Below are 11,956 nucleotides of genomic sequence, written 5' to 3' on the forward strand. Positions count from 1 at the left end.
CGGCCACGGAGTTCCGGTAGACGAAGGCGCCCACGCTGCCCAGCACCGCGACGCCCAGGGCGGTGCCCAGCTCCGTGCTCGTCTCGGACAGGGCCGACGCGGATCCGGCCCGTTCCGCCGGGGCGGCGGCGAGGACCAGGTCGGTGCCCAGGGCGATGAGCGGGCCGCCGCCGCCGAGGATGAGGGTGAAGGCGACCACGGTGACGGTCACACCGGCCGACCCGTCGACGAAGGCGAGGACGGTGTGTCCGGCGGCCGACAGCACCAGTCCTCCGGCGACGACGTAGGCGGGCCGCACGGACGCGGCGAGGGCGGGCGCGGACATGGAGGTCACGATGAGCAGGAGCGCTCCGGGCAGCAGCCACAGACCGGCGGCCAGCGGGGTCTGCCCGGTGACCAGTTGCAGGTACTGGGTGACGAACAGGTAGGTGCCGCCCGCCACGAACATGGTCATGAGCATGGCGGCCAGGAGGACGCTGAACGACCAGACGCGGAACAGTCCCAGGTCCAGCAGCGGGTCGTCGAGCATGCGCTGGCGGAGCACGAAGGCGACCCCGACGACGAGACCGGCCACGAGCGCGGTCAGGGCGCCGGCGGAGACACCGTCGCGGGCCAGTTCCTTGAGCCCGTAGACGATCGGCAGCAGCGTGCCGAGGGACAGCACGACGCTGAACAGGTCGAGTCGGCCCGCACCGGGGTCCTTGGACTCCGGCAGCAGGAACGGGGCCAGGACCAGCAGGAGGAGCATCACCGGCACGGCCATGAGGAAGATCGAGCCCCATCCGAAGGACTGGAGCAGGGCGCCTCCGACGATCGGTCCCAGGGCGATGCCGACCGAGAAGACCGTGGCCCAGACGGCGATCGCGACCCCCCGTTCCCTCGGGTCCTCGAACATCCCGCTGATGAGGGAGAGGGTGGAGGGCATGAGGGTGGCCCCGGCCAGTCCCAGGAAGGCGCGGGCGGCGATCAGCGCCTCCGGGGACGTGGAGAATGCGGCCAGCGCGGACGCGACGCCGAAGAGCGCGCCGCCGATCAGGAGCAGCCTGCGGCGACCGATCCGGTCGCCGAGCGTCCCCATGGTCACGAGGAAGCCCGCGATCATGAAGGCGTAGATGTCGATGATCCACAGCAGCTCGTTGCCGCTGGCGTCGAGGTCCGAACTGATGTGGGGCGCGGCCAGGTTCAGCACGCTGATGTCGATCGAGGCCAGCAGTGTGGGCAGGGCCAGAACGGCCAGGCCCGTCCACTGCCTCGTTCCGGCCCGTGCCGGAGCCGGGGGCGTGTCACTCATCGGTTTCCTTGTCTGTCGTGTCCGCTCGGGTCGGGATACCCGTTCCGCGTCATGTTCTCCGTCGCGTGCGACATTTTCTACACGGTTCTCCGAGTGGACTTCAACACCGGAATTCAGGTCCCCCTGTCTGAGCTGCGATGATCTCCTGTTTTTCGCTGTGGATTCATCTCGGATTTCCAGGAAAGAGGGGTGGTCAGAAGCGCCGTGGGCGCCCGTTCCCACTCCATGCGAAGGCCTGGAGAGTTGAACTTGCATTAAAAAAGCAAGTTTTCCGTGTGGTACGTTTGCTTTGTCGCCGGAAGCAGGGGATCCCTGTTCTGTTCGTCGGATTCGCGGAACGGACGCGGCACGGGACGTTCCCGTCCCCGACGCGTGTGTCCGGGATGCGTCAGGGCACGGTCACGCGGGGGCTCCCCGCCGGTGGCCCCTCCGACCCGACGGCCGACGGCACCGGCCCCACGGGAAGCCGGAGGGCCTCCAGGACGCGGTCGAGCACCCTGGCCGTGGTCTCCGGTCCGTAGAAGGAGAAATGGTCCCCCTCGAACAGCTCCCACCGGAAGCCGCCGGTCGTCTCCAGGCTCCACAGGGGCATGCGCCGGGTCACCACGACCGGGTCGTCGGCCGCCCCCACGGCGAGGACGGGCACCGCGGTCTCGGTGGCGGGCCGTCCGTACGTCTCCATGGCCTCCAGGTCGGCCCGCACCGCCGCCAGGATCGGGCCGATCATCTCCCGGCGTTCGGCCAGACGCGTGGACACGCCCCCGATCATCACCAGGTGCTCCAGGAGTTCGGCGTCCGGACGGCGGTGCGCGAACGGGGGAGTGTCGGGGAAGCAGGGCGGCTGCCTGGCCGAGACGACGAGCAGCCGCGGTGGACGCCCCGACGCCTCCAGGGCCCGGGACAACGCGTACCCCAGGACACTGCCGGAACTGTGGCCGACGACCACGGTGGGGAGGTCGCCGTGCTCCGCCAGTTCCTCCACGAGTCCCGCGACCATGGGTTCCACCCGGCGGAGCGGTTCCTCGGACAGCCGGGCGCCGTGTCCGGGCAGTTGCGCGACGAGCAGGTCCACGTCGTCGGGGAGCAGGGGACGCCACGGGGCGAAGGCGGACGGCCAGCCCCCCGCGTGGGGCAGCGCCACCACGCGTCCCCGGGTCGGTCGGTCGTTTCGGCTCAGGGGGATCAACCAGTTCGACATGGTCCTCACACCATCAGCGGGTGGTGCCCGCGCAGGAAGTCGATCACACGTTTCTGGTGGGGTTGGAGGCGCTGTCCGGGCAGGTGGTCGAGGGAGTGACGGAAGGGGTCCTCGGGGGGAGGCATCCCCGCGACGGCGCTCGCCGTCCCCAGCACCAGCATGGGCTGGTACCACGGGGAGTAGCCGCCCTCGTGCACGAACACGCACCTTCCGCCGCACAGCTCCGCGGCGAGGTCGCACACCCCCGCGGTCAGGGTGTGGAAGGTCAGGCTGGTGCACAGCATGCGCCCCATCGGGTCGTGCCCGCTGGCGTCCACCCCGGCGGCCACCAGGATGATCTCGGGGCGGAACGCACGCGCGGCGGGCACCACCACGTCGGTGAACGCGGCCAGGTAGGCGTCGTGGCCCGAACCGGGAGGCAGCGGGACGTTGAGGGTGCTGCCCCTCCCGGCCCCGGCTCCGGTCTCGGTGATCGTCCCGGACCCCGGCGGGAAGAGTCCGTCCTGGTGGATCGAGACGTAGAGGACGTCCGGGTCCTCGTGGAACGCCTTCTGGATCCCGTTGCCGTGGTGGACGTCCCAGTCGAGGACCATCACCCTGCGCAGGCCCCGCGTCTGGGCGACCCGGGCCCCGACGGCGACGTTGTTGAACAGGCACAGGGCCATGGCGCGGTCCGGTTCGGCGTGGTGACCCGGGGGTCTGACCAGGCAGTAGGCCCTGTCGTGTCCGCCCGAGACCACGTCGCGCACCGCCTCCGCGCACGCCCCCGCGGCCAGCCGCGCCGCCCGGGAACTGTGGTAGTTCACGTGGGCGTACACCCCGGCGTCGCCCCCGCCGGCCGCGGACGCCTCCTCCACGCGGGCGACGTGCCGCGCGGTGTGCACCAGTTCCAGTTCGCCGTCGGAGGCGGGCCCGGGGGTCAGGCAGTCGAAGGCGTCCAGGACCCCCGAGGCCCTGACCAGCCCCTCCGCGCGGCGCAGGTCGGGGTCCACGGCGTGCTGCCGCAGCGGCTCCCNGCCGACCGGGACGTAACCCGAACCCGGGCCGGGGTCGTGCCAGTGGCAGAGTTCGTGGCTGTACCACGCGAACGCGGCCATGTCAGGCGGGTCCCCTCGTGACGACGGTGAGTCCGCCCGCCTCGGCGATCCGCGTGCGGTGGTGCTCCCGCTCGTCCTCGGGAACGCGCTTGGTGTCCAGGACCGTCTCCAGCCAGCCGAGGACGCGTTCGACCTCATCCCGGGTCAGGGCCCGCCCTCCCGCCTCCTTCTCCAGGTCGCGGATGTGACGGGCGGGTTCGACGACGCCCCTGTCGTAGGCCTCTCCGTCGGGGCCGTCGTTGCGGGTGCACGCGATCGCCCTCAGTACCGCGTCGAGGAACGCCTCGCTGGTGGCCTCACTCATGTCCGTCCCTTTCCAATGGGGGTACACGGTCGTACGTGTCGGATCCGGGCTGGGGTCGTTGGCGGTGCGGGCTCCGCCGGGGCCGCCGGTCAGCCGATGAGGCCGAGGCGGCGCCCGGCCTTCTCCAGGACCGAGGCCGCCTCCTCCAGGTCGTCGGCCGAGTGGCTCAGGTTGACGATGGTGCGCAGTCGCGGCAGCGCGCGCGGAACCGCCGGGTAGACGATCGGCTGCACGAACAGGCCGTCGAGCTGGCACAGGCGGGCCATCTCCTGGGCCTGTTCCGCGGACGAGCACAGGATCGGCACGACGGGGGAGGCGCTCCTGAGGGTGTCGAAGCCGACGGAGTGCAGGCGGTCGCGGTACCCGTCGGTGAGCCACCGCAGGCGTTCGACCATGTGGGGCGCCGCGTCGATCACCTCGAAGGCGGCCTTGGCCGCCGCGGCCTGCGCGGGGGTGACGGCGGCGGAGAACATCCAGCCGCGCGCGTTGTTCTTGAGCGCGAAGACCAGGTCGCGGGAACCGGCCACGTAGCCGCCGGTGCTGGGGATGGTCTTGGAGAGGGTGCCCATCTTGACGTCGACGCGTGCGGGGTCGAGCCCGAAGTGCTCGACGACGCCCCGGCCGGTGGCCCCGAGGACCCCGATGCTGTGCGCCTCGTCCACCATCACCGGGACGCCGTGCCGCTCGCACAGGTCGAGGATGCCGGGCAGGTCGGCGATGTCGCCGTCCATGCTGAAGACGGCGTCGGTGACCACGAGGCGGCCCGCCCCCTCGGTCCGGCGCAGGGCCCTTTCCAGGTCACCGAGGTCGTTGTGGGCGTAGGCCACCACGTCGGCGCCGGACATGCGGTAGCCGTCCAGGATGCTCGCGTGGTTGTAGACGTCCCCGATGATCACGTCGCCGGGGCCGAGCAGGGCGCCCAGGGTCGCCTGGTTGGCCATGTAACCGCTGGAGTAGACGATGGCGTCCTCGGTGCCGAGGAAGCCGGCGATCGTCAGCTCCAGTTCCCGGTGGAGGTCGAGGGTGCCCGCCAGCAGCCGGACGCCGTGGGCGCCGGTGCCGAAGCGGTCCACGGCGAGGTGGGCCTGTGCGCCGACGTAGTCGTGGCCGAGCAGCCCCAGGTAGCTGTAGGAGGCCAGGTTGAGGAACCACCGCCCGTCGAAGCGGATGCGTGGTCCCTCGGCCGCCTCGATGACGGGTTCGTAGAAGTAGTCGTCACGGGCGACGATGGTGCGGTCCTCGCCGGACAGGGCGTCGATGCGCTGGTCGAGGAAGGTTCCCCCCGGGCGGTCGGCCAGGCGTCCGGGCAGGGTACGCCCCGGGGTCCGCGTCGGGGCCGTGAGCGTCCGCGACGGGACGGGTGGCGCGGACGGGGTCTCCTGGAGCGGTGTTGCCTGGGGTTGGGACGCCGCTGCTCGGGGTTCCGGTGGTGCTGTGGAAAAAACGGGGGTGCTCGGGGCAGCCTGAGGCGGTGCCATTGGAGCGGGTGGCGCGGGAGGGTTGGCCTGGGAGCGGAACGCTGCTGCCTGGGGCTCCGGTGGTGCTGTGGGGAAGACCGAGGCGCTCGGGGTGGCCTGGGGGTGGGGTGGGACGGCTGGTGCGCTCGGGGCCATGGTTCTCTGCTCGGTGCCCCAGGGACGGGCGGCCGGATCCGTGCTGGTGGCGGGCGTGCCCGGTTCCGGTTCACGGCGGTACTGGTCCCAGGGCGGTGTGAAACCCGTCGGCGCGGAGGGCGCCGTGGCCGGGGCGGCGGCGGACCCGGCGTTCACCGGCGAGGGGGCGGCGGCCGGTGGTGCCGGTGCGGCCGTGGACGCGTCCCCGGCCTCCGCCAGGTGGGCGAGCAGGTCCCGGATATCGGGGCGCTCGAAGAGGACGGCCGTGTCGATGTCGATCCCGCGGGAGCCGAGCGCCGCGCCGACCTCCACCGCCGTGATGGAGTCCAGGCCGAGTTCCAGCAGGTTGTCGTCCGGGGTGATCTCCGGCTGGTGGAGGGCGCCGGACAGGATGTCGCGCAGTGGCGCCCACAGGTCGTCGGTGGTCGGCGTGGGGGGCATCTCTTCCTCCTGGGTCGCGACCGGCGGGGTCAGGACGTAGTTGTCGGGCGGCAGGGACAGGACGGTGTCGAGCAGGGCCAACCCGGTGTCCGCGGAGAGGGCGGGCACGCCGCGCAACGAGGCTCCGTCGGCCACGCCCTCGCCCATGCCCACCTCCCACAGTCCCCAGGACAGGCCGTACCAGGGCAGGCGGTGGTTCCGGCGGGCGGCGGCGAACCCCTCCATGTAGGCGTTGGCGGCCGCGTAGGCGCTCTGCCCGAGGTTGCCGTGGACGGCCGCCACCGAGGAGAACACGGCGACGAACTCCGGCGGCCGCGCCCTGAGCCCCTCGACCAGCGCGTGCACGCCGCCGACCTTGGGGTGCAGGACCTCGGCGGCCCTCTCCGGGGCCAGCGAACGGACGAGGCCGTCGCGCAGCACGCCCGCGCAGTGGAGGACGCCGTGGAAGCGTTCGGCGCCGTCGAGCAGGGCCGGGTCGGCCACGTCCCCGGTGAGGGTGACCACCTCGCAGCGTTCGGACAGTCGGTGCAGCCGCTCCGCCCGTTCACCCTCCGCCGGGACGGTCCGCCCGACGAGGGTGAGGTGGGCGCAGCCCCGTTCCGCCAGGTGTTCGGCCACGTGCAGGCCGATACCGCCCATGCCGCCCGTCACCAGGAACCGGCGTCCCCGGACGACGGGCGGGTCGCCGACCGGCCCGGGGAGGGGTTCCACCCCGGGCCGGTGCCACACGCCGTCGCGCAGCCACAGCTCCGGTTCGGCGAAGCGCGCCTCCCGCGCGGACAGGGGGGAACCGCCCAGGTCCACCAGACGCAGCCGTGCGCGGGGCGTCTCGCGGCGCAGGCTCCGCACGAACCCCCACAGCGCGGCCTGTGCGGGGTCGGGATCCGACCCGGGTGTCCCGTGGGCTCCGTCGGTGACCACCGTCAGGGACGGGACGGGACGGCGCCGCACCAGCGCCGACGTGGTCCGGAGGAGGTCCAGGACGAGATCGCGGACCCCCTCGGGGCCGGACACGCGCCGGGGCGCGACGTAGACCAGTTCGTCCGCGGTGTCCGCCGCGTCGGCGGGTGCGTCCCCGTCCGGCGCCCCGGGGCCCACGAAAACGGGGGCCACCCCCTTCGGGAGGGGCTCCGGGGTGGGCCGGACGGGGGTCCAGACGACACGGGAGACTCCGTCCGCCGGGGCCCCTCCGCCCTCCGGGGCCCCTCCTGTGCCGGGTTCCCCGGTGTACGCGGGCACGGCTCCCGGAACGGGGGAGGGCTCGGGCGCGGGTACCGGGACCGCGGCCCCGGCGCCGGGCCGCGCGGGGGACGCGGACGGTTCGGCCGAGATCGCACGCAGGGTGACCCCCTCGGCCTCCAGGAGCACCTCGCCCTGCGGTGAGTGGAACCGGACGCGGCCGCGCACCATCCCCGGGCCCTCACCGACGCGCTCGACCAGCGCCCACACGCTTCCGGAGACACGGCGCCGTACGGAGAGCGCGTGGACCGACCAGGGCAGGCAGGTTCCGTTCCGCCCGTCGTCCATCCAGCCCAGGCACTGGAACGCGGCGTCGAGCAGGGGAGGCGGGAGGTGGTGGGGACCGACGGCGTGGTCGTCGGTGCGCAGCAGGGCGAGCGCCCGCCCGGGGCCCGACCGCAGGGAGCGCACGGCCCGGAAGGTGGGTCCGTAGGTGATGCCGCTGGCCCGCTGCCACTCGCGGAAGCGGTCGAGGTCCACCGCGTCGGGGCAGCTCGCGGTGAGGGAGGCCAGGTCCTCGTACCCGGGCGGGCCCAGCGGTCGGCGCACGGCGGTCGCCCGGGAGTGGTCCGTCCACCGGTCGGTGCCCGGGGGACGGGAACGCACCGCGCACTCACCGTCCTCTCCCAGGGAGGTCTCCACCTCGACCCCGCCCTCGGGGACGTGGAGGGGGGCGAGCAGTCCGACGCGCTCCAGCCGCCAGGAGCCGCCGGGCTCCAGCGCGTCCAGCGCGGTGAGTAGGGAGTCCATCTGCGCGGCGGCGGGCAGGACCGCCCGGCCGCCGACCAGGTGGTCGGCGGCCAGCGGTTCGTCCCGCCGCACGAGGTTGCGGAAGACGTTCATCGGAGGAGCTCGAATCTGTCGGTGGCCAACGTGAGTCCGTTCACCTGGACGTCCACGGGGTGTTCGCCGGGGTAGTACCTGCGGGTCTGGACCTCCCGGACGGGGTGCGCCTTCTCCAGGTGGCGGACCTCGCCGGGGGCCAGTTCGATGTCGGAGAGCTTGAAGACCTTGGGGATGAGCCGCCCGTTCCCGCGCACGTGGTGGACGACGTAGTCGACGGTCACCCGGTGCCCGCGGGTGTCGGTGTTCTCGATGGAGAAGCGGAGGGTGACGGTGTCGCCGAGACGGATCGCGGCCGGACGCACCGACAGGTCGTGCACCCTGATGTACTCGCCCCCGGTGGTGCCGAGCAGGGCCAGCGCCTCCTGGTCGCCCTTCTTGACGAGGGTGCGCAGCGCGTGCTTGACGATCCACCGGGTCTCGGGGGTCGGGCTCTCGTCGAGCCAGCGCCGCGCGGTCGCCAGGGCGGTACCGGGATGGTCCCTGGAGATGTCGTTCAGGTTGTTGGCGACGGACTTGCGCACGTAGCCGGAGGGGTCGCTGCGCAGGAGTTCCAGGATCTCCAGGACGGGGGCCGGGTCCTCGATGAAGAAGGGGAGCTTGCCGGACCAGGGGAGGCGGGTGCGGGTGCCCTCGCTGGCCAGTCTGCGCACGTTGTGGCTGGGGCTGACCGCCCACCGGGCGATGCGGGCCATCGTCGTCTCCCGGTGCTCGGTGATGAGGGGACGGATGGCGTACTCACCGGTGTGGCAGCGGGTCACCTCCTCCAGGAAGTCCAGGGACTCCTCGGGGTGGTCGAGGCCGTACTCCTCCACGTACCGGGCCACCGGCATGAGGAACCAGCTCACCGTGAACATCCCCTGCCCCTCGGGGAGTTCGTCGACCAGGGTGCTGCGGAGGATCTCCAACGCCTTCGGGTACTCGTCGGGCAGGCGTGAACGCAGCCCCTCGCACAGGACGAGGACGCGGTCCTTGAGTTCCAGGTCCGGCACGCGGCGGTCGACCTCGGCCGCGTAGCCCGCCGTGTCGAAATCGGACAGAACCGTCTGAATGCTCTCACCGATGATTGTGGCGGTCTCGCCGGTGAAGTGCTTCTTCAGGCTGTAGTCACTGGACATGCTGTACTCCCTCTCGGATATCGATATCCCCGAGCAGCGGATGGTTCCGGAGGGTTCCGTCGGAGGGTCTCCGGGAGCCGGTGGAGCCGTCGGTGTTCTCGGTGAACACGGGTCCGTCCGCCTTTTCCGGAGAGGAGATCCAAAAACTCCTCCGTTCCAGCGGTCGGCCCGGGACGGGAGTCAGGCTATCGCCCTTTCCGTCGTGGAGAGCGGACCATTTCAATTCCGTTCCCGAGGTGCGGTGGTATTCCGCGGCCTGTTCCAGGAGAATTCGCTGCTCGGGGTGGTTTCTGCGGAGTGTGGTGTACCAGTGGGTGTCGGTGTCTCCGATGGTGGAGCGGGCGTGTGGTGTCAGGTGGGGTTGGGGGCCGATCTCCCAGTAGTGGCGTGCGCCGGAGGCGTGGACGGCTGTCACGCCGGGGTGGAAGCGGACCGGTTGGCGTATCTGGGTGGCCCAGGTGCGTGGGTCGGTGGCGGTGTCGGGTGTGTGCCAGTCGCCGGTCAGGCCGTTGACCAGGGGGATGCGGGGGGTGCTGAGGTGGGTGTCGGCCAGGGCTTGGGTGAAGGGTTGTATCGCGCCGTCCATGTGGGCGGAGTGGAAGGCGTGGGAGACGTTGAGCGTCCGTGCTCGGCGCGGTCCCAGCCGTTGTACCAACTCCGCCACCTTCTCGGCCGGGCCGGTCACCGTCATGTGTGTGGGGGAGTTGTGGGAGGCCACCTCCACGCCGGGGTGGTCGTGGAGGGCGCGGGTGGTCTCCTCGACCGGGCCGGTGATGGCGGCCATCGCTCCGGAGGAGGGTTGCCGCTGCATGAGGCGGGCGCGCATCGCGGTGAGTCGGAGGAGGTCGGGCAGGTCGAACACCCCGCTGGCCCAGGCGGCGGTCAGTTCTCCGAGGCTGTGCCCGATCGCCACGTTCGGCTCAATCCCCCATGACCGCAACAGCGTTGTCAGCGCCACCTGGGTGGACACGATCGCCGTCTGCGCGTACTCGGTCCGGTCCAACAGACCCTGTTCGTCCGCGAAGAGCACCTCGGTCAGGGACGTGTCCGTGTGTGGTTCGAGTAGCTGCGCGCACTCGTCGATCGTGCGCCGGTAGACCGGCTCGGTCTCGTACAGGGTGCGGCCCATCCCCGCGTGCTGCGACCCCTGGCCGGTGAACACGAACGCCGTCGGCGCCGACTGGTTCCGGACGACGGTCACGGGCGTCTCCCCCGACGCCACGGCACGCAGATCACGTTCGGCGCTGCCCGCCTCCGTGACCACGACCGCGCCGTGCCGGTGGGAGGGCCTGGCGGTGTTCACCGTGAACGCGAAGTCACCGAGGCGTTCGGTCGACCCGACCGCGTCCGCGTAGTCCCCGGCGAGCCGACGGACGGCGGTCTCACTGGGTGCGGTGATCTTGAGCAGGTGGGCCTGTTGGGGCAGGTCCGAGGTCCGGTTGGGCGGGGTGGGGGGTTCTTCGATGATGACGTGGGCGTTGACTCCGCCCATGCCGAAGGCGCTCAGCCCCGCGCGGCGTGGGACCCCGGCGGGGGGCTGCCATGCCACGGGTTGGGTGGCGGGGTAGAAGGGTGACGCCGCGAAGTCGATGTGGGGGTTGGGGGTGTTCAGGTGGAGTGTGGCCGGGATCGTCCGGTGGCGTAGGGCGAGGAGAATCTTGGCCAGGCCCGCGAGTCCGGCGGCGGGTTCCAGGTGGCCGATGTTGGACTTGACCGATCCGATGGCGCAGAACTGGTGCTGGTCGGTGTGCGCGCCGAACGCCTCGGTCAGGGCCTGTACCTCGATGGGGTCGCCGAGGGGGGTGCCGGTTCCGTGGGCTTCGAGCATGGTGATGGTGCTCGCGTCGACTCCGGCGTCCCGCAGCGCGGCCGTGACCACCTCCCGCTGGCCGCGCGGGCTGGGGGCCGAGTAACGCGTGGTCCTTCCGCCGTGGTTGACCGCGCTTCCCCGGATCACCGCCTGGACGCGGTCCCCGTCATCGACGGCCGTGTCGAGCCGCCTCAGGACGACCGCCAGAGCCCCCTCACCGGGCACCATCCCGTCCGCGTCGGCGTCGAAGGTCCGGCACAGCCCCGTCGGGGACAGCGCCCCCAGGTCGCGCATGGAACGGAAGTACTCCGGGCTCAGCCCGGCGTGCACCCCCGCCACCACGGCGGTGTCGACCTCACCGGAACGCAGGTGCCGCACGGCCTGGTGCAGGGCCACCAGCGACGACGAGCACAGGGTGTTGACCAGGACGCTCGGTCCGGTCCAGTCCATCAGGTGGGACAGGCGGTTGGGGATCATCGCCTCCAGCCCCAGCCCCCTGCCGTCCGGGATCCCGGCGCGCTGCCGCTCCTCGTGGTAGTGGTCGTGGCTGTAGGCGACCCACAGGCCGGTGCGGTCCTCCCGTGCCCGTTCGCCCATCCGTCCGGAGTCCTCCAGAGCGCGCCACACGGTCTCGTAGAGCAGCCGCGCCTGCGGGTCCAGGAGCGGGGCCTCGCGCGGGGACAGGCGGAACGGACCCGGATCGAACAGGTCGACCCGCTCCAGGAAGGAGGCGTGCGGCCGGTCGCCGTCGAAGGCGGAGCCGTCACGGGTGCCGGGGAGCGGGCCGACGCTGGCGCGTCCGTCGCGCAGCAGGTCCCAGAACTCCTCCGGGGTCTCCCCGCACGGCAGCATCAGCGCGCCGCCGATCACCGCGGCCGGGGCGCCGCCCGCTCCGGGGAGCCCGGACGCCCCCGCGGCCGGGTCCTCGGCCACGGGAGGCCCGGTGACCGGCGGCGCGGTGGTCGGCGACGCGGCGGGACCGGCCGTGTCGTTGGCCGGCCG

The 11,956-nt window shown here is 72.1% G+C and carries 7 protein-coding genes (2 of these 7 only partly in view); all 7 read right to left on the minus strand.

Annotation, left to right across the window (positions count from 1 at the left end):
• Nucleotides 1-1,546, minus strand: partial view of an MFS transporter gene (locus D455_RS29825; protein WP_449289303.1) — the 5' portion only. 167 nt of this gene lie to the left of the window's left edge; 1,546 of the gene's 1,713 nt are visible here — the first part of the coding sequence; it begins with the start codon at nucleotides 1,544-1,546; its stop codon lies beyond the left edge, outside the window.
• 133 nt (nucleotides 1,547-1,679) lie between these two features.
• Nucleotides 1,680-2,489: a thioesterase II family protein gene (locus D455_RS29830; RefSeq protein ID WP_017570416.1), complete on the minus strand. Its 810-nt coding sequence runs from the start codon at nucleotides 2,487-2,489 to the stop codon at nucleotides 1,680-1,682.
• Nucleotides 2,490-2,494: 5 nt separating this feature from the next.
• Entirely contained in the window at nucleotides 2,495-3,586 is a 1,092-nt protein-coding gene (locus D455_RS0109090; protein WP_017570417.1) for a class II histone deacetylase, read from the minus strand.
• A gap of 1 nt (nucleotide 3,587) precedes the next feature.
• A complete protein-coding gene (locus tag D455_RS0109095) occupies nucleotides 3,588-3,890 on the minus strand; it encodes a hypothetical protein (RefSeq protein WP_017570418.1) in 303 nt (100 codons plus the stop codon).
• A gap of 89 nt (nucleotides 3,891-3,979) precedes the next feature.
• Nucleotides 3,980-8,026: an aminotransferase class I/II-fold pyridoxal phosphate-dependent enzyme gene (locus tag D455_RS0109100; protein ID WP_017570419.1), complete on the minus strand. Its 4,047-nt coding sequence runs from the start codon at nucleotides 8,024-8,026 to the stop codon at nucleotides 3,980-3,982.
• Nucleotides 8,023-9,144, minus strand: a complete 1,122-nt coding sequence (locus D455_RS0109105) for a DNA alkylation repair protein (RefSeq protein WP_017570420.1) — start codon at nucleotides 9,142-9,144, stop codon at nucleotides 8,023-8,025. The genes D455_RS0109100 and D455_RS0109105 overlap by 4 nt, the downstream gene beginning before the upstream one ends.
• On the minus strand, nucleotides 9,134-11,956 hold the 3' portion of the coding sequence (locus tag D455_RS35265) for an acyltransferase domain-containing protein (protein WP_338037816.1). Its footprint extends 852 nt past the window's final position; 2,823 of the gene's 3,675 nt are visible here — the last part of the coding sequence; its start codon lies beyond the right edge, outside the window — the gene reads right to left on this strand; its stop codon occupies nucleotides 9,134-9,136. The genes D455_RS0109105 and D455_RS35265 overlap by 11 nt, the downstream gene beginning before the upstream one ends.

Origin of the sequence: Nocardiopsis halotolerans DSM 44410 (genome assembly GCF_000341065.1) — a bacterium.
GTDB lineage: Bacteria > Actinomycetota > Actinomycetes > Streptosporangiales > Streptosporangiaceae > Nocardiopsis > Nocardiopsis halotolerans.